This window comes from Polaromonas sp. P1_E12, from assembly GCF_056405975.1.
Map to the genome: position 1 here is coordinate 312,605 of NZ_JBFUBB010000001.1, position 20,496 is coordinate 333,100.

Annotated in this window: 25 protein-coding genes; 12 read left to right on the plus strand and 13 right to left on the minus strand. The window is 62.2% G+C overall.

Going from position 1 to position 20,496, the window contains the following annotated elements; genetic code table 11:
* Positions 1 to 36 precede the first annotated feature (36 nt).
* From AC1D13_RS01455 to ppk2, 10 genes are all read left to right on the plus strand, one after another.
* A complete protein-coding gene (locus AC1D13_RS01455; protein WP_457279221.1) occupies positions 37 to 1,047 on the plus strand; it encodes an LLM class flavin-dependent oxidoreductase in 1,011 nt (336 codons plus the stop codon).
* Positions 1,048 to 1,105: 58 nt separating this feature from the next.
* Positions 1,106 to 2,149, plus strand: a complete 1,044-nt coding sequence (locus AC1D13_RS01460) for a methionine synthase (RefSeq protein ID WP_457279220.1) — start codon at positions 1,106 to 1,108, stop codon at positions 2,147 to 2,149.
* Between the two features lie 86 nt (positions 2,150 to 2,235).
* Entirely contained in the window at positions 2,236 to 2,790 is a 555-nt protein-coding gene (locus AC1D13_RS01465) for a cupin domain-containing protein (protein WP_457279219.1), read from the plus strand.
* Between the two features lie 178 nt (positions 2,791 to 2,968).
* Entirely contained in the window at positions 2,969 to 3,631 is a 663-nt protein-coding gene (locus AC1D13_RS01470) for a glycine zipper 2TM domain-containing protein (RefSeq protein WP_477687869.1), read from the plus strand.
* A 307-nt stretch (positions 3,632 to 3,938) separates the two neighbouring features.
* A complete protein-coding gene (locus tag AC1D13_RS01475) occupies positions 3,939 to 4,220 on the plus strand; it encodes a DUF427 domain-containing protein (RefSeq protein WP_477674366.1) in 282 nt (93 codons plus the stop codon).
* Between the two features lie 157 nt (positions 4,221 to 4,377).
* On the plus strand, positions 4,378 to 5,094 hold the full coding sequence (locus AC1D13_RS01480) for a class II aldolase/adducin family protein (RefSeq protein ID WP_477687868.1): 717 nt from the start codon (positions 4,378 to 4,380) through the stop codon (positions 5,092 to 5,094).
* A 28-nt stretch (positions 5,095 to 5,122) separates the two neighbouring features.
* Complete coding sequence (locus AC1D13_RS01485; RefSeq protein WP_477688805.1) at positions 5,123 to 6,097, plus strand: Bug family tripartite tricarboxylate transporter substrate binding protein; 975 nt, start codon at positions 5,123 to 5,125, stop codon at positions 6,095 to 6,097.
* A gap of 186 nt (positions 6,098 to 6,283) precedes the next feature.
* Positions 6,284 to 6,721, plus strand: coding sequence for a universal stress protein (locus tag AC1D13_RS01490; protein ID WP_477688806.1), 438 nt, complete (start codon positions 6,284 to 6,286; stop codon positions 6,719 to 6,721).
* A 49-nt stretch (positions 6,722 to 6,770) separates the two neighbouring features.
* Positions 6,771 to 7,010, plus strand: a complete 240-nt coding sequence (locus AC1D13_RS01495; protein WP_457279214.1) for an HP1242/YdcH family protein — start codon at positions 6,771 to 6,773, stop codon at positions 7,008 to 7,010.
* A gap of 256 nt (positions 7,011 to 7,266) precedes the next feature.
* On the plus strand, positions 7,267 to 8,172 hold the full coding sequence (ppk2, locus tag AC1D13_RS01500) for a polyphosphate kinase 2 (protein ID WP_457279787.1): 906 nt from the start codon (positions 7,267 to 7,269) through the stop codon (positions 8,170 to 8,172).
* 313 nt (positions 8,173 to 8,485) lie between these two features.
* On the opposite strand, the gene AC1D13_RS01505 is transcribed toward ppk2, so the two are convergent.
* A complete protein-coding gene (locus AC1D13_RS01505) occupies positions 8,486 to 9,250 on the minus strand; it encodes an SDR family NAD(P)-dependent oxidoreductase (protein WP_457279213.1) in 765 nt (254 codons plus the stop codon).
* A 40-nt stretch (positions 9,251 to 9,290) separates the two neighbouring features.
* Positions 9,291 to 9,998: a pseudouridine synthase gene (locus AC1D13_RS01510; RefSeq protein WP_457279212.1), complete on the minus strand. Its 708-nt coding sequence runs from the start codon at positions 9,996 to 9,998 to the stop codon at positions 9,291 to 9,293.
* A 41-nt stretch (positions 9,999 to 10,039) separates the two neighbouring features.
* Here AC1D13_RS01510 and atpE point away from each other — a divergent pair, with 41 nt between their 5' ends.
* Positions 10,040 to 10,276: a F0F1 ATP synthase subunit C gene (atpE, locus tag AC1D13_RS01515; protein ID WP_007868318.1), complete on the plus strand. Its 237-nt coding sequence runs from the start codon at positions 10,040 to 10,042 to the stop codon at positions 10,274 to 10,276.
* Here the strand turns inward: atpE and AC1D13_RS01520 are convergent.
* From AC1D13_RS01520 to AC1D13_RS01530, 3 genes are read right to left on the minus strand one after another with little or no spacing between them, the layout of a single operon-like run.
* A complete protein-coding gene (locus AC1D13_RS01520) occupies positions 10,273 to 10,605 on the minus strand; it encodes a VF530 family protein (protein WP_457279211.1) in 333 nt (110 codons plus the stop codon). The two genes, atpE and AC1D13_RS01520, sit on opposite strands and share 4 nt — an antisense overlap.
* A 7-nt stretch (positions 10,606 to 10,612) precedes the next feature.
* Positions 10,613 to 10,756 carry a hypothetical protein gene (locus AC1D13_RS01525; protein WP_164483755.1) on the minus strand — a complete coding sequence of 48 codons (144 nt, stop codon included), beginning with the start codon at positions 10,754 to 10,756 and terminating at the stop codon, positions 10,613 to 10,615.
* A 59-nt stretch (positions 10,757 to 10,815) separates the two neighbouring features.
* Positions 10,816 to 12,126, minus strand: a complete 1,311-nt coding sequence (locus AC1D13_RS01530) for an NAD(P)/FAD-dependent oxidoreductase (RefSeq protein WP_457279210.1) — start codon at positions 12,124 to 12,126, stop codon at positions 10,816 to 10,818.
* A 333-nt stretch (positions 12,127 to 12,459) separates the two neighbouring features.
* On the opposite strand from AC1D13_RS01530, the gene AC1D13_RS01535 reads away from it, so the two are divergent.
* Positions 12,460 to 13,704, plus strand: a complete 1,245-nt coding sequence (locus AC1D13_RS01535; RefSeq protein ID WP_457279209.1) for an MFS transporter — start codon at positions 12,460 to 12,462, stop codon at positions 13,702 to 13,704.
* Here the strand turns inward: AC1D13_RS01535 and AC1D13_RS01540 are convergent.
* The 8 genes from AC1D13_RS01540 to AC1D13_RS01575 all read right to left on the minus strand — a co-directional run bounded on the left by AC1D13_RS01540 (position 13,694) and on the right by AC1D13_RS01575 (position 20,496).
* Complete coding sequence (locus tag AC1D13_RS01540) at positions 13,694 to 14,011, minus strand: hypothetical protein (RefSeq protein ID WP_477666320.1); 318 nt, start codon at positions 14,009 to 14,011, stop codon at positions 13,694 to 13,696. The two genes, AC1D13_RS01535 and AC1D13_RS01540, sit on opposite strands and share 11 nt — an antisense overlap.
* A gap of 48 nt (positions 14,012 to 14,059) precedes the next feature.
* Positions 14,060 to 14,497 (minus strand): DUF6678 family protein, encoded by a 438-nt coding sequence (locus tag AC1D13_RS01545; protein ID WP_457279208.1) that lies wholly within the window; start codon positions 14,495 to 14,497, stop codon positions 14,060 to 14,062.
* A 351-nt stretch (positions 14,498 to 14,848) separates the two neighbouring features.
* The gene (locus AC1D13_RS01550) at positions 14,849 to 15,400 is read right to left on the minus strand and encodes a DUF4166 domain-containing protein (protein WP_457279207.1); all 552 of its coding nucleotides are present in this window, start codon (positions 15,398 to 15,400) and stop codon (positions 14,849 to 14,851) included.
* A gap of 193 nt (positions 15,401 to 15,593) precedes the next feature.
* Entirely contained in the window at positions 15,594 to 16,880 is a 1,287-nt protein-coding gene (locus tag AC1D13_RS01555) for a c-type cytochrome (protein ID WP_477688807.1), read from the minus strand.
* Positions 16,877 to 17,665, minus strand: a complete 789-nt coding sequence (locus AC1D13_RS01560; protein WP_477688808.1) for a c-type cytochrome — start codon at positions 17,663 to 17,665, stop codon at positions 16,877 to 16,879. Before AC1D13_RS01560 ends, AC1D13_RS01555 begins: the two co-directional genes overlap by 4 nt.
* 166 nt (positions 17,666 to 17,831) lie before the next feature.
* The gene (locus AC1D13_RS01565; RefSeq protein WP_477688809.1) at positions 17,832 to 18,251 is read right to left on the minus strand and encodes a hypothetical protein; all 420 of its coding nucleotides are present in this window, start codon (positions 18,249 to 18,251) and stop codon (positions 17,832 to 17,834) included.
* 145 nt (positions 18,252 to 18,396) lie between these two features.
* Positions 18,397 to 19,482, minus strand: a complete 1,086-nt coding sequence (locus tag AC1D13_RS01570) for a hypothetical protein (protein ID WP_457279203.1) — start codon at positions 19,480 to 19,482, stop codon at positions 18,397 to 18,399.
* Between the two features lie 255 nt (positions 19,483 to 19,737).
* A complete protein-coding gene (locus tag AC1D13_RS01575) occupies positions 19,738 to 20,496 on the minus strand; it encodes an alpha/beta fold hydrolase (RefSeq protein ID WP_477688810.1) in 759 nt (252 codons plus the stop codon).

Genomic DNA, 20,496 nt, shown 5'->3' on the forward strand with positions numbered 1-20,496 from the left:
ACCCAAAATCCATCGTTTTTATTTGTCCCAGCTAGCATGCAACATCGCACCAGCCTCTCCGTTCTCGACCAGTCCGTCGCCGTCACCGGCCGTACGGAAGACGCCTCCATCCGTGAAACCCTGCAGCTGGCCCGCCATTGCGAAGCGCTGGGCTACAAGCGCTTTTGGGTCAGCGAACACCACAGTCACCCCAGCATCGTCGGCTCGGCCCCCGAAGTCTTGATGGCGGCCATCGCGGCCACCACCAGCCGCATCCGTGTGGGCAGTGCCGGTGTCATGCTGCCGCACTATGCGGCACTCAAGGTGGCCGAGCAGTTTCGGGTGCTGGAAGCTATCGCCCCCGGCCGCATCGATCTGGGTGTGGGCCGCGCGCCGGGCTCGGACATGCGCACGGCGCGCCTGCTCAGCAGCGACCCGCGCCAGTCGGCCGAGAACTTTCCCATTCAGGTGCGCGAGCTGCAGGCCTGGCTGGCGGGCGTTGACCTGCCCGAAGGCCACCCGGGCCGTGGTGTGACGGCCAACCCCATGGGCCCGACCACGCCGGAGATGTGGATGCTGGGCAGCTCCGACTACGGCGCGCAGCTGGCCGCACACTACGGCTTGCCGTATGCGTTTGCTTACTTCATCACTGACGGGCAGGGTGTGGAGCAGGCGCTGGAGATTTACCGCTCGACCTACCGGCCCAGTCCGCGCCACCCCACGCCGCAGGCGGTGCTCTGCGTGTGGGCGCTGGCGGCTGACACCGAGGCCGAGGCCTGGCACCACTTCTCGGGCCGCGAGCGCTGGAAGATAGACCGTAACCGAGGTGCACTGGCGGCTCTGCCCTCGCCCGAAGAGGTGGCGCAGCGGCCATATACGCCGGTCGAGCAGATGGAGGCCGACAGGCTCAGGGCCAATGCGCTGGTCGGCAGCGGCCCGCAAGTAGCCGCTAAATTAAGGGCGCTGGCCCATACACTGGGGGTTGACGAGCTGGTCGTGATCACCTGGACGCATGACCCCGCCGCCCGCAGGCGCTCCTATGAACTGCTGGCGCGGGAGTTTTTCTGAGTTTGAAACCGGCCACCAAAAAAAAGCATTGAACAAATATTGAGACAAGGACCACCCCATGCAAACGCCTCCTGCCACTCCGCTCTTTAGCGCCGCCATCGCCGGCAGCCTGCCCAAACCCGGCTGGCTGTCGGAAACCCAAAAACTCTGGCCTCAGTGGAAAAGTGAAGGCGAAGAACTCAAGCAGGCCAAGGCCGACGCCACGCTGCTGTGGATCAAGGTGCAGGAAGACGCGGGCCTGGACGTGATTGGTGACGGCGAGCAGTCGCGCCAGCACTTTGTGCACGGTTTTCTGGAGCAGGTTGAAGGTATCGACTTCGAGCACAAGGTCAAGATGGGCATACGCGACAACCGCTATGACGCGATGGTGCCGCAGGTGGTGTCCCAGCTCAAGCTCAAGGGCCGGGTGCATGCTGCTGAAGCACGGCTGCTGCGCGCACACACCACCAAAAAAATCAAATTCACCTTGCCTGGCCCGATGACGATTGTCGACACCGTGGCCGACCAGTTCTACGGCGACAAGGTCAAGATGGCGATGGCGTTTGCCGAACTGCTGAACCAGGAAGCGTTGGCGCTGCAGGCCGACGGAGTGGACATCATTCAGTTCGACGAACCCGCCTTCAATGTCTACATGAAGGAAGCCGCCGACTGGGGCGTGAGGGCGCTGGAGCGCGCGGCGCAGGATCTGACCTGCACGACCGCCGTGCACATTTGCTACGGCTACGGCATCAAGGCCAACACCGACTGGAAGGAAACCCTGGGCGAGGAATGGCGGCAGTACGAAACCGTGTTTCCGGCGCTCGCCAAAAGCACCATCCGCCAGGTCAGCCTGGAGTGCTACCACTCCCACGTGCCGCCGCACCTGATGGCGCTGCTTGAGGGCAAGGACGTGATGGTCGGCGTGATCGACGTCGCCAGCGAGGAGATTGAAACACCCGAGCAGGTGGCCGACACCATCGGCCAGGCGCTCAAATATGTGCCCAGGAACCGATTGATTCCCTGCACCAATTGCGGCCTGGCGCCCATGGACCGCGAAGTGGCGCTGAAGAAGTTGCAGGCGCTGGGCGCAGGTGCGGCGCTGGCGCGGGAACGCTACAAGTAAGGTTGCTCAGCGGACGCGGCATCGCTGCGCAGTGCGGGAGGCCGTTGTGCTGGACTGAATGCACGGCGCTGGTGTACGCTGACAGCATGAGCAATGACCCCACGCTTCCGCATCATCCTCACGACCACGATCATTCCCACGGTCCCGGACACAAGCATCCCCATGCGCATGGAGAAGCCGACCCGCCGTGGAAGCACGACGGCGTGCGCGTGATCGCCGGCAATCAGCTGGACAGCAACACGGCACAGACACCGGGCATGGACAGGCGGGCCGCCATCAACTTTGCCCGCGTGGGCGCACAAAAGCTGTGGGCCGGCACAGTGACCATCCACGCTGACGCCAAGACCGGCGCGCATCACCACGGCCACCTGGAGAGCGTGATCTATGTCATTCGGGGTAGAGCCCGCATGCGCTGGGGCGACCACCTGGAGTTCACCGCCGAGGCCGGTCCGGGCGACTTCATCTATGTGCCGCCTTACGTGCCGCACCAGGAAATCAACGCCAGCCCGACCGAGGTGCTGGAGTGCGTGCTGTGCCGCAGTGATGGCGAAGCGGTTGCTATCAACCTCGATATCGATCCGGTGGAAAAGCCGGACACAGTGCTGTGGGTGGACCCGACCCATCCCCATGGGGGCGTCTAAAAAGACGTGTAAAGCTTGGGTGAAGGCTGTATGAGGGCAGTGTGAACGCGTGCTGAAGTGCGGAAAAGCGCACACTTTCACCTGAACGCGGAAAGCTTTCCTTACGAATGTCACTTCGTCCTACAGGATGTATCCGTCGGTGTTGTTACAACCGGGGCTCACACACAGGAGTTCCATCATGGACACCAACAACCAAGTTAACCAACCCGCCGTTCAACCTCAGCCTGCCCACCAGCCGGGCTTCTCGCAGCGCCTGCAGCACAGCAAGGCGCTTGTCGCCATCGTCGCCGTGCTCGGCGTGACCGTCATGGCACTGGCCGCCGCGCTGGTCGTCAACCGGTCCGACGCGCAGCCGGGTGGATCGGCTGCCGTCAATGAACCCGCGCAGACCGCCAAGCTGGCGGCCGATACATCCAAACGCCCCCAAACTACCAAGCCGCACACCAATCCGGTCGTAGTCGCGCAAGCCACCCCGCGCGCCAATGTCTGCGCAACCTGCGGCACCGTCGAAGCTGTGACTCCTGTCCAACGCCAGGGCAAGGTGAATGGCGTGGACGTGGGCAACACCACCATCGGACTTGGCACGGTAGCTGGCGGCGTTGTCGGCGGCCTTGTCGGTAACCAGATGGGCGGCGGCAATGGCAAAACCGCCATGACCGTGCTGGGTGTTGCAGGCGGCGCATTTGCCGGCAACCAGATCGAGAAAAACATGAAGAAGGTCACCGTGTACGAAGTGCGCGTTCGCATGGACGATGGCACCGTGCGCAACATGGAGCTTTCCAGCGCCGTGGCAGTGGGTTCGAAGGTGATTGTTGAAGGCAAGAATCTCCGTCTTGCTTGATGGGCCCCCACGCTTTTCACTTCGTGTAATGCGCTGCCCCCCGAGGGGGCCGCCCGCTGGCAGTCCGGCAAAGCCGGCCCTGCGGCTCATGCTGGCCTTAAGAAGGGGCCTCAATAAAAAGCGCTGGTGTTTGTCACCGGCGCTTTTTTTTTTGGCCGTCATTCTTGTCGGGCGGCTTCATAAATCCCTGGGTCGGCCAAGACCTGTGCGGAGGGTTAGCATGGAGCCCTGCATCTTCCGAATTCCCGATCAATCGATCGATTTCCACATCCCGCCTCAACATCAGCTTGAGCAGAAAGAAAGACCCATGAAAGCCATCTGGAACGGCGCAGTGATTGCGCAAAGCGACGACACCGTGGTGGTGGAAGGCAACCACTATTTCCCTGAAAGCGCGCTCAACCGCGACTACGTGACCTTCAGCAACCACCACACCATGTGTTCTTGGAAAGGCCAGGCCAGCTACTACTCGTTGCTGGTCAACGGTGAAATGAACACCGATGCCGCCTGGTATTACCCCAATCCCAAGCCCGAAGCCGACAACATCAAGGGCCATATTGCCTTCTGGAAGGGCGTGAAGATCGAGCCCTGACGCACCAGCCTGAGGCTGCTGCTGCCGGGAGGCCCGATGAACGCCTGAAGAGGGCGGGTTTACCCTGAATCTTCAGCGTTTGCCTGGAAAATTTGCCATGTAATATGTATGCTTATTAAAAATGACCCTTCCGGGCCGTTGCCAATAAGGAGACTTCATGACGCCTTCCGCGGCCGATCCAGCGCTGATCGAAAAACTCGTGATGGCCAACCGCATCCTGTACGACCAGGGTGTGGTGGACGGCTTCGGCCATGTGAGCGTGCGCCACGACAAGTCACCTGAACATTTCCTGCTGTCCTGCAACCGCGCCCCCGGCCTGGTCAAAAAAGCTGACATCCTGACCTACGACCTCAATGGGGACCTGGTGGGTGAGTCCACGCTGCGTTCTTACCTGGAGCGCTTTATCCACGGCGAAATCTATCGCGCGCGGCCTGACGTGATGGCGGTGGTGCACAGCCATTCCCCCAGTGTGATTCCTTTCGGCGTGACCGGCCAGCGTCTGCGCCCCATCTTCCACATGAGCGGTTTTTTGGGTAGCGGTTCGTCGCTGTATGAAATCCGCGAGTCCAACGGAAACACTGACCTGCTGATCCGCGACATGGGGCTGGGCAAAGACCTCGCCAGGGCGCTGGGCCAGCACACCTGCGTGCTGATGCGTGGCCACGGCTCGACCGTGGTGGCGCCTTCGCTGGAGCGCGCGGTTTACCGGGCGGTCTATGCCGAAGAAAATGCCAAGCTGCAGCTCACGGCATCTGCCTTGGGCCCCATCGAGTTCCTGACGCCCGAAGAAGCGGACCTGGCCATGGCAACCAACGAGGGGCAGGTCATGCGGCCATGGGAACTGTGGAGCCGCCGCATCGGCGCCGTTGAATAGGCAACCCGACAAACGAAAGAGGCGAACCATGAAATTTCCCAAGCTCCTGGCCCTGGCCACCTTGATGTCACTGACATGCATGACAGCAACGCAGGCGCTGGCGCAAGCCTACCCGTCCCGTCCTGTGCGCATCATTGTTCCTTATGGCACCGGCGGCGGCTCCGACATCCTGGCGCGCCAGATCGGCGCACGTCTGCAGACCCTGTGGGGGCAGGGCATTGCGGTAGACAACCGTGCGGGCGCTTCCGGCAATATCGGCACGGAAGCCGTGGTCAAGGCGCCGGCAGACGGCTACACGCTGCTGCTGCAAAACAGCACCATGGTGGTCAACCCGGCCGTGAACGGCAAGCTCAACTACGACCCCGAAAAAGACCTGACACCCATCATGCTGCTGGGCCTCACGCCGATCGCGCTGGTGTCTCATCAAAGCACCAACATCAAGACGATTCAGGAACTGGTCACCTATTCCAAAGCCAATCCGGCAGCGTTGAGCTACGGCTCCTGTGGCGTCGGCACACCGCAGCATTTCGTGATGGAACTGGTCAAGCAAAAGTCTGGTGTCAGTGCTACCAATGTCGGCTACAAGGGCTGTGCCCCTGCGCTGACCGACGTGGTGGGCGGCCAGGTGCAACTGGCCATCCTCAGCGCCAACCTTGCTGCGCCGCACATCAAGACCGGCAAGCTCAACGGCATTGGCGTGTCAACCGCCACGCGCTACGACCTGATGCCCCAGGTGCCGACCTTTGAAGAGCAGGGCCTGAAGCCTCTGGACTTTTCCATCTGGTATGCGCTGATGGGCCCGGCCAAAATGCCGCCCGAGGTGGTTGCCAAAATTTACGCGGACGTTCAAAAGGTGCTGGCTGAAGCTGCCGTGAGGGAAAACCTTTCAGGGGCAGGCGTGGAGCCCCTGAGCGGCGACGGCGCCGCGCTTGCCAGGCTGATCAAGGTGGACCTGGCGCGTTATGCGCAACTGGCCAAATCGACCAATATCAAACCTGAATGAATGCCGCGGGGCAGTGACGTCCGTGCAGCGCAGTGCTGCGGTTTCGGCGCCTTGTCTGACGGCGGCCTGTCGCCCAATACCCTATAACTGATGCATGGCGGGCCCGTAGCGGCCCTGCGCTGGCCGGCATTGACCCGCGAAGGGCGCCGGCCGCAGAATCCATTCCTGGCTCAAGGAGATTCCATCATGTACAAGCACATTCTGGTTCCTGTAGACGGCTCTTCCACCGCGCGCAAGGCGATCGGCAATGCATTGGCAGTCGCCCTGGCATTCAAGAGCGAGGTGACAGTCGTTTACGTCATAGACCCTTATGCTTTTACCGGGGTGGGCGCCGATTTTGCCTATGGGCAGGCCGAATACCTGAGCGCTGCCACGGCCGAAGCCAATGAGGCCATCACCGCAGCCAAACAGGCTTTCCAGGAGGCGGGTATCACCGCTACCGGCTCGGTGGTGGAAGGCCATGCCATCTATCGCGGCATTCTGGACACCGCCGAGACGATCAATGCCGACCTGATTGTCATGGGTTCCCACGGCCGCCGCGGGCTTGAAAAACTGGTGCTGGGCAGCGTCACCGCCCAGGTGCTTTCCCACGCGCACCTGCCTGTGCTGGTGGTGCGCGACTGAACAGCTGTTCGTTTCCCGACGGCGTGACGCTACACAAAAGGAGTTTTTCATGGACCTTCTGAACCACGACATTGCACATGAATTTCCGGAATACCTGCAGAAGATGCGCAGCCTCAAGGTGTCTGACCCACACTTTGCCGAGCTCTTTGCGCGCTACGACGAGGATAACCACGCGATTGCAAAGTATGAGCAGGGCGTGGGTGTCATCACGGACGAGGCGCTGGAAGACCTGAAAAAGCGGCGGCTCAAGGTCAAGGACGAGATTTACCAGATCCTCAAGAAAAGCTGATCACGTCATGGGAGTTCCTGATTTTTAAGGAAAACTGCCTTGAAACCCAATAGGGACGTGCGCAAGCAGCTATCAAAAGGGAAGCAAAGACAGGGTTGATATCGTTCCTGCCCTGCAGGGCGGCTTGAAAGTCCGGTGATTTAGATAACGTTTTTAGGCTGTTTCATCAAACTGCCATGTGCCGCGGGTACGCTGGGGTGTTGACCGATTTCCGGTTGTGCAGGAGAGAACCTTGAGTTCAAGCGACGAAGAATTGATGCGGCGGATCCGCAATGACCTGATCGACAGCTACGACGAAGAGCTGGAGATGGAGATTGAAGACCGCACCGTGGCCGAGCTTATCGGGGAAGAGCAACCTGCCCGCAGCCCCAGGGACGCGGCACAGGAAAAAGAAGACCGCCGCCAGTACTTCCGTGAGCTGTTCCGCCTGCAGGCCGAACTCGTGAAGCTGCAGGACTGGGTGGTCAGCACCGGCCACAAGGTGGTGATTTTGTTTGAAGGACGCGATGCCGCCGGCAAGGGCGGCGTGATCAAACGCATCACCCAGCGGCTTAATCCGCGCGTCTGCCGTGTGGCGGCATTGCCGGCCCCGAACGACCGCGAGCGTACGCAGTGGTACTTCCAGCGTTATGTGTCCCATTTGCCGGCAGCCGGAGAGATCGTGCTGTTTGACCGCAGCTGGTACAACCGCGCCGGCGTGGAACGCGTCATGGGCTTTTGCACTGACGACCAGTACGAGGAATTTTTCCGTACTGTGCCGGAGTTTGAAAAGATGCTGGTGCGTTCGGGCATACAGCTCATCAAGTACTGGTTCTCCATCTCCGACGAAGAGCAGCACCTGCGTTTTCTCGGTCGCATCCACGACCCGCTCAAGCAATGGAAGCTCAGCCCCATGGACCTGGAGTCACGCCGCCGCTGGGAGGAGTACACCAAGGCCAAGGAAATCATGCTGGACCGCACCCACATCCCCGAGGCCCCATGGTGGGTGGTGCAGGCGGACGACAAGAAAAAAGCCCGCCTGAACTGCATCCACCACCTGCTGCAGCAGATGCCCTACCAGGAAACCCCGCACCCGCCCATCGTGCTGCCCGAACGGGTGCGCCATGAGGACTATGTGCGTACTCCGGTCCCACAAAACATTGTGGTACCGGAAATCTACTAACACCCCGCCCAGGCTCACTGCGTGTAGCCTGTCCCCCCTCAAGGGGCGGCGCCTGGGGCCGGCGAAGTCGAAAGACTGGCACACCCCTATCGAGCTCACTCCGTGTAGCCCTTTTCCCCTTGCAGGGGACGGCGCCTGCGGCCCGGCGAAGCCGGTTCCGCGGCACCCACTGATGAAGTATCTCAACGGTTACGCCCATGGAACTCTTCAACCCAGCATGAGCCGCGGGACTGGCTTTGCCAGACCGCAGGCGGGCGGCCCCCTCGGGGGGCAGGGAGCTACACGAAGTGAGCGACCGTGGGGGCCTAGTTAATTAGTCCCTCACGTCAGCTACTGTATTGGCGCCGAAGTCCGGTCGGGCAAGAAACGCCAGGATGCGCGCTGCCGCATCTTCGGGTGATGTCAACACACCACCCGTTTTTAATCCCACAAACGACTCACGATCCGGAAAGGCCTTGGGGTCGGCTGTGCGCAGCTGCTCCTGCATGCCGGTGTCGATCACGCCCGGCGCGAGTGAGCAGACTTTGGCGCCATGGGGCTTCAGGGCTTCTTCCAGTGCCAGGCAGCGGGTGAAATGGTCCATGCCGGCTTTGGCGGCGCAGTAGGCCGCTTGCGAAGCCATGGCGCGGCGCCCCAGGCCTGACGAAATATTGAGCACCTTGCGCGGCGCCTGCCAGCTGTCGGTGGCGCGCAGGAACGCGGCGGTGATTTGCATCGGCGCTTCCAGCCCCACACGCAGCGCCCTTGCCAGGTCGGCTTCACCAATCTGGTCCAGCGAGCCGATCTGCGGGATCACGCCCGCGTTGTTGATCAGCGTGACGCTGGTCCAGGGTTTCTTGGCATGTGAATCCTTGAGCCAGCTTTCCAGCTTCTCATTCAGTGAGCCGCTGTCCGCCAGGTCATGCGTCCATTGCAGCACCGTAGCGCCGACGTGCTGCGCATGTTCTTCCAGCTCGGGCACCGCCGTGCGCGAAATGCCAAGCACCGTGTGGCCGGCGGTGAGCAGCTGGCGTGCCATGGAAAAGCCCATGCCGCGCGAGGCGCCTGTGATGAGGGTGAGGTGAGTGGTTTGTGTCATGGCTGCATGGTAGCGCCGGTACCATGGAACTGCTCGCGGTCTAAAAGTCGGGCTTGCTTTCAAATGCCATCGCCTGCCCACTGGCCGGGTGCATGAACTGCAGCGCTGCGGCGTGCAGCAACAGCCGGGGCGCGGCCGCCTGTACCGTTTCAGAGGCGTACAGCGCGTCGCCCAAAATCGGATGGCCCAGCGCTTTTAGATGCACGCGCAATTGATGCGACCGGCCGGTGACAGGTTCGAGTTCTACGCGCGTGGTGTTAGCCGCCGTGTCATGCGCCAGCACGCGCCAGCGGGTCTGGCTGGGTTTGCCGCGTTCACCGTCGATGATGCGCAGCGGCCGGCGTGGCCAGTCCACGATGATGGGCAGGTCGATCAGGCCCCAGCTGTCTGGGGCATTCGGCTCACTCGGTGCGGGCAAGCGGCCGCTAACCACCGCCACGTAACGCTTGCCAACCTCACGCGTTTCAAACGATCGGCTCAGCGCCCGCTGCATGGCCGCGCCGCGCGCCATCAGCATCAGGCCGGAGGTGGCCTGGTCCAGCCGGTGCACGATCAGGGCGTCTGGAAAGGCGGTCTGCACGCGGGCGCTCAGGCAGTCCTGCTTGTCTTCGCCGCGTCCCGGCACTGAGAGCAGTCCTGAAGGCTTGTCCAGCACCAGCAGGAACTCATCGGCGTGTAGCAGCCTCACACCTGGAATGTCGATGACATTACCTGCGGGGTAATTGTTCTGCGGCGACTCGGCCTTCATGATTCAGTCAACGAAAAGTTTTTAACCAAGGAGAAGACATCATGACTGACGCAGGTGCCATTGCCATTGCATGTGGATTGATCATCGGCCTGGGCGCCATTGGCGCCTGCCTGGGCATAGGGGCGATGGGCGGGCGATTTCTGGAAGGTGCCGTGCGCCAGCCCGAAATGATGGAGCCGCTGCAGGTCAAGATGTTTCTGCTGGCCGGCCTGATCGATGCCAACTTCCTGATCGGTGTGGGCATCGCCATGATGCTCCTGTTCGCCAATCCCCTCTAGGGCTGGTGCTTGGCTTTAGGCGGCGGGAAGTTGTGAACCGGCGGGCTGCTGCGCTTGACTTCCCGCAGCATGAATAGGTAAAGGCTTTCAACCTTCTCGCGCGCCCAGGGCGTCTTGCGCAAAAATTTCAGGCTGGACGCCACGCTGGGATCGCTGGTGAAGCAGCGGATGTTGATGCGCTGGCCGAGCTCTTCCCAGCCGTAGTGATCAGACAGCGCAGTGACGATCGTTTCCAGTTTGACGCCGTGCAGCGGATTGCCCGGCTGTGCGGTAGCAGCAGCCGGGACTTCTTCCCGCAAATTTTCAGGCGAATCGCCAGAGCCGGCCATCAAGGCTTTATTTGTTCTTCAGCTTGCCGCGCAGTGGTACCTGCGTCACGATGGTCGGGCGCACCGCGTCGGGAGACACCGTCTTGGGTGGTGAGGTGTCCTTCTTCGGCTTCTTGACCATCTTGTTGTTGTTTTGCTGTCCTTTTGCCATGGTTTTCTCCGTTGGGTTGAGTGAAGTTGATAAAAATTGCGAGGGTGATGCCCCGATTATCAATGCAACTTGATGCGCGGGCGATAGGTCCGGTCCAGCATTTCAGACAGGGTGATCAGCGCGGTTTTCTTGAAGCCGCCCAGCGCCAGCTGGTGCTGCTTGTGCAGGCCCCAGTACATGAACTTGGCCAGCTGGCCTTCAATAAAGAAGCTGCCCTTGGTGAGGCTGCCCATCAGGCTGCCGACGGAGGAGTATTCCGACAGTGACACCAGCGAACCCTGGTCTTTGAAGACGAAGGGCGCCACCGGCTTGCCGGCGATCAGGTCGGAGAGCGAGCGCGTCAGGTACATGGCCTGCTGGTAGGCGGCCTGGGCTCGCGGTGGTACCCAGGTGCCGTCGGGTTGCTGGCATGCCGCGCAGTCGCCAAAGGCATAGATGTTTGTGTCGCCCGCGCTTTGCAGGTTTCCGTTCACCACCAGCTGGTTGAGCCTGTTGGTTTCCAGCGGGTTGCCATCGCCCAGGGTCCGTAGAAAGTCGGAGGCTTTTACGCCGGCGGCCCACACCGTGATGCTCGATGAAATGACCTTGCCGCTGGCCATCTTCAGGCTGTCGGCCGTGACTTCCACCACCTTTTCATTGGTGTGCACTTCGATGGCCAGCTTGCGCAGCTCGCGCATGGCCGATTCGCTCAGTCGCTCGGGCAACTGGGCCAGCAGGCGCGGCGCGGCTTCGACGAGCACGATCTGCAGGTCTTTTTCGGGGTGGATGTGATCAAAGCCGTAGTTGGCCAGCACCCGTGCTGCGGCATGCAGCTCGGCGGCCAGCTCCACCCCGGTGGCGCCGCCGCCCACGATCGCCACCGTCAGACGGCCGCTACCCGCCACGCGCGGCACGGTTTGCGCGCGAATGCAGGCGTTGATCAGGCGGTCGTTAAAGCGCTTGGCAGCTTGCGGGCTGTCCAGCTTGATGGTGTGTTCGGCCGCACCGGGTGTGCCGAAGTCGTTGGTCTGGCTGCCCACGGCAATCACCAGTGTGTCGTAGGCCAGTTGCTGGGCCGGTGTGATCTCGCGGCCGGCTTCGTCATGGCTGGCGGCCAGCTGCAGGGTTTTGTTCTGGCGGTCCACGCCGGTCAGGCTCCCCAGGCGGAACTTGAAATGGTTCCAGCGGGCCTGTGCGAGGTATTCAATTTCTTCGGCGTGGGTGTCAAAACTGCCTGCGGCCAGCTGGTGCAGCAGCGGTTTCCAGACATGGGTGCGGGCGGCGTCGACCAGGGTGACCTCGGCCAGGCCCTTTTTGCCCAGGCGTTTGCCCAGTTGCGTGGCCAGCGCCAGCCCTCCGGCGCCTCCGCCCACTATGACGATTCGGTGCATAACTTCTTCCTCCTGGTGCCAGGGTGGCCCTGTTATGTCGCCATGTTAACTGCCTGTTTCGCCTAAAACGGCCACCCACTTAAAGCCAATGGCCTAATTTTCAGGCCAGCAGGCGGGCTTATCGGGCTTCTCCCCCGGTTCGGGCGAAATCGGTTCAGTTCCGGGCACGGCCGTCGTGCCTGCGAATGAGACGATGCGGGAATACTGGTTTAGCCAGGCAGGACGTGCGCAAGCAGCTATTAAATCAATAGCATTACAGCCACTGAAGGCGTTCCCTCAAGAGTAGCCCCGTGCCACACCTTGCGGGTACGGCACTGTTAAGCTTCGGGCCGCATGCCGACACACTCATTCAAGGAACTCACCCACCAGCGTGCCTACATGCGCATGTGGTTCGCCCGGATTTTTGCCACCACAGGCAACCAGATGCTGATGGTCGCCGTGGGCTGGCAGATGTACGAATTGACCGGCAGCGCCTGGGACCTTGGCCTGGTGGGGCTGTACCAGTTTGTGCCGGCCTTGTTGCTGACGCTGGTGGCCGGGCATGTCGCCGACCGGGCTCACCGCGGGCGCATCATCGCGGCCTGCCTGGTGACGCAGGCCACGGTGGCGATGATCCTGGTGGCGGCCACGCAAGGCTGGCAAGTTGGGGGAATGCACCACAGCTGGGTTTCGCGCGAGCTGTTGCTGGCGGTATCGGTCATGCTGGGCGTGGCCCGCGCCTTCCAGATGCCCGCGCAGCAATCGCTCACCCCGGTGCTGGTGCCGCCTGCCATGCTGCCGCGCGCCATGGCTTTCAGCTCGGCCGGCATGCAGGCGGCGGTCATAGGCGGGCCGGCGCTAGGTGGCGTGATTTTTGTGGCCGGCGCCACGGCGGTGTATGCCACCTGCGCCTTCCTCTTTGCCACCGGCTGCGTGCTGATCGCGGTGCTGCGCTATGACCACGCGCCGCCGCCGCGCGAGCCGGTGACGCTGCGCACGCTGCTGGCCGGCGTGGAGTTTGTATGGCAGCGCAAGGCCCTGCTGGGCGCTGCGTCGCTGGATCTTTTTGCCGTGCTGCTGGGCGGCGCCACGGCCTTGCTGCCCATGTTCGCCAAAGACATCCTGCACGTCGGGCCCTGGGGCCTGGGCCTGCTGCGCGGCGCCCCTGCGGTCGGCGCCCTGTTGACGTCCGCGGTGCTGACACGCTGGCCGCTGGAGCGACGCGTCGGGCCGACCATGCTGTCAGCAGTCGCCCTGTACGGCGTGTGCATGGTGGTGTTTGGCCTGTCGACCAGTTTTGTGCTGTCGCTGCTGGTGCTGGCCGTCTCGGGCGGTGCCGACATGGTCAGCGTGGTGGTGCGCCAGACACTGGTGCAGATCGAAACCCCCAACGAAATGCGCGGCCGCGTCAGCGCCGTCAACTCGGTATTCATCGGTGCGTCCAACCAGCTTGGTGAGTTTGAATCAGGCGCCACTGCTGCGCTGCTGGGGCCGGTGGGCTCGGTGGTGGCGGGTGGGGTGGGTACGCTGCTGGTGGCTGCGGCGTGGTTCAGGCTGTTTCCGTCGTTGTCGCGGCGGGACAAGATGGTCAATCACTAGCTTTCACGCTGGCTCGAACCGCCCGCCGGCTCTTTCGACTGCCCAGCACTTCACCCAATGGGTCGTCCGCAGATTTGCGCCAGTGGCGTGGCTTGGTAGAGCGCACCTGGTTCTCAAGCGCGTCGAGTTGTTCTGGGTCAACAGTCCGCACTACTTGCGCCAGTTTGTGGTCTTGCGCGTGTCGCTCAGACCGGATGCCTCTCGCCTTGGAAAGCGGTATTCCTTTGCGCGAAGCCTTGCTATTTTCGCCGTAGGTATTTCGACGGTCTTTCAGGTAGCTGAGACGTTTTTTCTGTTGAGGAGTCATATTGAGGCCAACGTAATTCGGGTGTGGTGTGGATCCATGGCGTAAGAACTAAGCAGATGTGCCAAGCGGAAAATCTTCATATGATTTTGGGTAATAGCCCCAGATTCTGGCCACACCGTCTCTGTATTCAAAATCGAAGCCGATCTCTTTCAACCTTCCGAGAAACACAGGCGAATAGTCAATGATCTTTGGCGCAAGAAGGCGGCCCGTGCGGAGTTCGCCATGCAAGCCGATGTCAAACCACTCCACGCCCACAAACGGGTAGGGCAGGTGATAAAACCATTCGACATCCCAGCCCGAAATGTGGCCGTTGACCCACTTCGAGCGATACGAAGGTCTCCATTCAAGGCCGCGCACGTATGTGATCAGCTCGTTCCATTGAGTGTCGTTCGCCAGCGAGCCTGAGAACTTCTGGCGCGCCTGCTGCGCAATTTTCTCCTTGTCTTCGTTCTCAGGGACGGCATTGGCAAGTGGTAGTGAATGCATGATCAAGGCCTGATTTAAAAATGAACGGACGCATTGACTGTGATGCTGCACGATGCCTGCTGTTGTTGCGACGCATGAACAATTTATTGGGAATGCGCAAGGTCGGTTTCCAGAATGTAGAGGCTGTTGGGTGTGGGGTTGTGGCATGTCAGGCCCACTTCACTCACCGGGATATCGAACGTGACCAGCACGCGGCCGTTTGCGTTTACCGGACCTGCGATGGTTCCCCGGGTCCCTATCAGGAGCCAATAGTTCTCGGCAGGGTGACAATCTTCAGGCGCGCACCGGGCACCGTTGAAGGATATGAGTACGACTTTCGATCCGGCTGGATGCATCTAGCCACCTACGCTTTCACATGAGAGGCTCAGACGACAGGTTCCCGCTATAGGAGAGCACTGTACCGAGCAATGGGAGGCCGACTTCCACGTTGAACTGATACTGACCGTTGTCGATGCACTTCGATGCGGCCGTGCGAGGCAGGAGCCAAAGAGGGAATGGAACGCCCGCTAGCCGGCCTCCGATGGGACGCCAGACCCAGCCGCCATTGACAATGGAAACACCCAGGTTGAGGCGAAGCAGGCCCGATGACTCGACCCAGTAACCCGATGGATAACGACCTGTCGGCGTGAAGGTTGAGGCAAACGTGGAGGTTCCATTGAAGGTACGGTTCCAATGAAGCTCGGTGTCAGTGCTGAAGATGGAAACGCTCATCGATGCAGTTCCGTCGCAAGGCGGGACACCAAGTTTTTGCGCAAGCCGCCGGCCCGCCCAACCGGCAAGGCCGGTGCCCAGGCGAACCTCGACTGTGCCTGAGAGCGTGCCTCCAGACCGATGGAGTTCCTGCAGCAACGGGTGCAGTTGTGCGAAGGCCTCACCAAACCAGGTTTCAACGACTGCCGACATGCGCTCTTTCGGTTGCGGTGCAGTTCCGCCATGAACCAGATCAACAGAAGCGGGGGCTGCACACTGCAGGTGATTTTAGGTGTGTAGCTGGCAGGCCGCTGTCCTGCAGATGAAAGGCGCTGGCGGCCCGGGTCCTGTTGTATTCAAAGGACGACCATTGCGCCCCGCTTCGCAACGAAGCGCAGTGATTCGTCTACCGCCCCGTATTCGCCCGTATCCGGTTCACTTCCACCGGCGTGATTTCACTCGCCCTATTGCCCCATGACTGGCGGACATGCGTCAGCACCAGCGCCATATCGGCGTCGTTCAGCACCAATACGAAGGGCGGCATGCCAAAGGGGCGCGGGTTGCCCGTGGTGGCTGGTGCGTAGCCGCCATTGAGCACGATCTGCACCAGGTTCACGGCCTGGCTCATGGTGACGGCGCGATTGCCTGCCAGCGCCGGGTAGGCATTGGCGATTCCTTCGCCCCTGGCACCGTGGCACTGGGCGCAGTGCTGTTCGTACAGCTTGGCGGCGCGTTCCACAGACTCGCCCTGAGTCTTGATGGTGGCCGGCTCCGGGGACGTGGTGTGTGTGGGCGGCAGCTCTTTCAGGAACTGCGCCATCGCGCCGAGATCGGCATCGCTCAAATACTGCGTGCTGCGCTGAACGACTTCCGCCATGGGGCCGGTGACCGAGGCGCGTGGTGAGACGCCGTTTTTCAGAAGGCTCACGATGTGCTGCCTGTCCCAGTCGCTCACGCCCGCTTCATACGGCGAGGTCAATGAGGGCGCATACCAGTTCTGCATGGGGATCAGCCCGCCGGCCAGGTCCAGCCCCGCGTCGCTGGCGCCCAGCGCATTGCGTGCGGTGTGGCAGGCCGCACAATGACCCAGGCCCTTGACCAGGTAGGCCCCGCGGTTCCAGTCGGCACTGCGTGCGACGTCCGGTTGGTATGCACCGGGGCTGAAATACAGGGCGCGCCACACTGCAAGCGCTGCCTGCGACTGGTAAGGAAAGCGCAGCGCATGGGACTGGTTGGGCTGCACCGCAGCGGGCAGGCTGCGCAGGTAGGCAAACAGCGCATCGGAGTCTTCGCGCGTGACCTGTGTGTAGCTGGTGTAGGGGAAGGCCGGGTAGAGCAGGCGGCCGTTTTTGGAGCGGCCGTTGTGCATGGCGCGCCAGAAATGGGCGGATGACCAGCTGCCGATGCCGGTTTTGTCGTCAGGCGTGAGGTTGGAGGTGAACACTGTGCCAAACGGCGTGGCGATGCCGCGCCCGCCCGCATAGGCCTGGCCGCCCTGCACGGTGTGGCAGGTCTGGCAGTTGCCGGCGCGCGCCAGGTAGGCGCCCCGGGCAATCAGGCTGTCGCTGGGGGCCGCGGTAGCCACAGGCGCCTTCACGTCGACTTCGTCGCGCACATTCAGCGCCCATACCAGTAAAACCGCGGCGGCTGCCAGGGTGGAAAGGCCCACCGCCCATTTGAGGAGGGTCTTCATTTTTGCAATTTCCTGGTGGGCGAAGCCGGCACAGTGGGCATGTCTGCTGCGCTACCGCAGGTAATGACCACGGCGCCGGGTGCGAGCGCGGGCAGCGTGGTGGCTGGTTTGGTGCTTGCCGGCAGGGGCTGCGCCGCCACCCAGCTGGCGACGGCATTGATGTCTTCCACGGTGAGTTTTTCCACCACATTTTTCATGCAGTCCGGCGCGTGCGCGCGGCGCTGGCCGGCCTTCCAGGCACCCAGCTGTGCATTGAGGTAGTCACGTGGCAGCCCCAGCAGGCCCGGAATGGCAGGCGCCACGCCGGTCATGGCCTGGCCGTGGCATTGCACGCAGGCCGGTAGCCGGCGCGCAGCGTCGCCCTGCATGACCAACTGCTGTCCATGGCGCATGGCCTCGGGTGATGCGGCAGCGGGCAGGGGTGCGGGATAGGGGACTTCGAGCTGGGAGAAGTACTGCGCGATCTCCATCAGGTAGGTGTCGCTGAGCGGTTCGATCAGCTGCGTCATGAGACCGTAGTGGCGGCGCCCGTCGCGAAAGTTCAGCAGCTGGTTGTACAGGTAGCCCGCCGGTTTTCCCGCCAGGCGCGGGTAGTAGCCGTCGGGAGCTGCCCGGCCCTGGGGCCCGTGGCAAGCCGTGCAGGCCATGGTGCGCTGCGCGATGGTGTCTTCAAACGGCGGCGGAGCTGCCTGGGCGGCAACGGCCATGGCAAATGCCGGGCCGGCCCACAACAGCCGCGCGGCCAGCACACGCTTGCAAAAGCGTGAGAAAAATCTTGGGTTCATGGGGCCATCATGCCGCACATGGGCGGCCGGTGTCAGCATCAGTTGCGCTCCCAAAAAACACATCAGATGAAAAACAGGTGAAATTGACGGGACGCTGGGCGCGGTGGACCCGCTGCAAAAGTCCCTGGAGTGAGTCGCACGGCAGACGGCAGCCGGGCTTGCGGCCCTACTTGCGGGGGTCTTGCAGCGCGCGGACACAGGCCAAAAAATGGTCCCAGCTGGTCTGCACTTCCTTCACACGCACGCCTTTGTCCAGCACTGCACCGCAGGCTGCTTCCGCGCGCCGCACAACCTTGGTCAATGCGCTGCCCGGCAAGGGGGGAATCTGCGCGCGCAGCGCGTCCGCTTTCGCCCGCATCTGCATGATGGCGTCCTTGGCCAGCGTCTTGTTGCCGGCACAGGCAATCATGCCGATCATTTCCGCCATTTCAGTCAGGGCGGGGTCCAGTTGCCAGATGGCGGCGGTGGTGCCCAGCGCCAATGCCCAGATGCGCCGGTTGCGGCGGGTGGTGGCACCTGCAAGTGGCTCGGCCGCCGCAGTGTCGTGTAGCGCTGTGCTGGCAGCAGGTGGGTTGGGCTTGTTCATGGTGTCGACGGGAGACAGCCGATTTTGCACCAGGGCCGTCACGAAGGCATCCGGTGGCGCCTAAAAGCCCCAGTCTTGTCAAACCTCAGTTGCTGGTTACCTTGGCGCTACAAGAAGTGCAGGACCCGGAGGACGTGGTGCCGCCCTAGTGCCTGTCAATCGGTGTCAGCGCGGCCGTCCGGGTCCCGGTCGCCACGCGCTGGGTATTGACGTTGTCGGTGGTCACAATTTTGGTGAAAGGCCGCATATTTGCATGCATTGCAGGTGCGACACCAAGGGACGCTATCGGGGGCATCGGCAAGTTTGCTTTCAGTCTGGTCGCCACCGCCACTTCACGCAGGGGTTGCTTGATGGGTTCAAGTGCTTCATGCAAGGGCCCGAGCTTGGCTGTCTGCCGTTCCATGGCATCGACAAAGTGGTGCAGGTTGTTGGGGTTTTCGGGTTTTTCCTTGATCTTCGTGACGAAACCATCGTCGGCGCCCTGCCGGCTGGGCAATGTGGAGTTGCTGTCGCCCTGGAACCCGCTGACGCGTACACGCGGATCGGCGTGCTGGGCATCCAGCGTGGCAGAAACCTGCCCGGCAAAGGTCTGGGCCAAATTGCGCGGGCCGATGGCCACGTGGTCGCGCGACACCGTACCGGCGCTGCCACAGGATGTCAGCCGGACGTCCAGGCCCGGGCTGTTCACGGAATTGGCAATATTGTGCACCGCAGTCCCAATATCCTGCGCCGTGTGCGTCATCTTGTAGCCGCGCTTGATGTTGACCTTTGTTGCCTGCTCGAACAGGCCCGGCGGGTGGTGTTCGTCTTCGTCCACGGGCGTTGCCACGGTGGTGATGGAGTTGGGATTGCGCGGGCTGCCATGGCCCTTGACGAACAGAACATCGGCGGGGCCGTTTTCCCGGTTGTTGTACGGCGCCATGCCGGGCTGCACGACCCTGACGTTGCGGATCGCTGAGCTCAAACCGCGGTATTCGCGCTGCAGTTGCTGCTTTTGCGGAATCGTCAGGTTGCCGGCGAGCAGCTTGTCCATCACGCTGGCATGGCGTTCCTCGTAGTGCGCACGCACCGCGCGCTGGGCTTCGATGTTGTCGACAAAAACCGTGCCTGGTTTGAACTCGTTGTTGGCACCGGTGTGTCCCATTTCCATCACCGCTGCCTTGCGGTGGCCGGTGTCGAAGGCCGCCAGGCCGGGAAGATAAACGTGCCGTTTGATCCTTTGGTCTGCCATGGTGTGGGCTGCGCTCCTTTTGCCGCAAAGGTTCGCAAACCCTGTGCCAGGTGAGCAGCGCGTGCAAGTGCATGAATCCAAAAGGTATTTGGCGCAGAAAACAGGAGCTGCGGGACCAATTTGTCCCTTGGGTTCGAAGAGGAATATCACCCCAACCCAGTCGCTGCGTTGCCTGATGGGGTGGGATGTTTTTGTCCCGTGCCGGGTCTTATTTGTCCCGCCCCGCTGGCACCCAGCCCGCAGGGCTGGAACTATTCATGCGCAGGCGTTGTCCCATGGCGCCACGTGCTGGCACACCCAGCGCGGGTCGTCGTGCGGCAGGTCATGCCCTGCCCAGGGGTGCTCCCGGTGCGATGTTTGCCAGGCATGGGCAAGCTGCGCGGAGCAGGCCGGGTTGACAAGGGCATCGCCGGCTGAAGACAGGACCAGCACCGGGCAACGCGGTGCAAGAGGTGCGCAGGTGAACCGGGTGGCTGCCCATAATTGCCGCGCTGCGTTGGCTGCGCTCACAGGTGCGCTTTGGCGGATGAAGCGCCACTGCGTGAGATCCTGCTGCCTTTGCTCCTGGCGCTTGCAGGTGAGTTCATGGACTTTTTGTTCCACGGCATCAATGTTCCGCCAGTGCGAAGCCATCGCCAGCAGTGTCAGCCAACTGCGGGGCCGCAGGCGCTGCGCAAAATGTGCGTGGGGCCGCATGCTGGTGTTGACAAGCACCAGCCGCGAAATTTCGTCCGGGTAGCGTTGTGCCCAACTGGCCGCCGCCATGCCGCCCAGGGACATCGCCAGCACTGCGTAGGGCGGCCGTACGCCCTGCGCCGCCAGTTGCCGGCGCACCGCCTCGACCATTTCCTCCACGGAAAGTGGGGAGCGCTGCCCGCACCATTTGCCATTGCCGGGCAGGTCCGGCGTGATGACCTGGCCGGGGCTGCGGCCTGTGGCTTCCTGCAACTGCAGCGGGAAATCTCCCCAGTGCCGCGCCTCGCGGGTCAAGCCCCTGAGCAACACCCAGGTCAT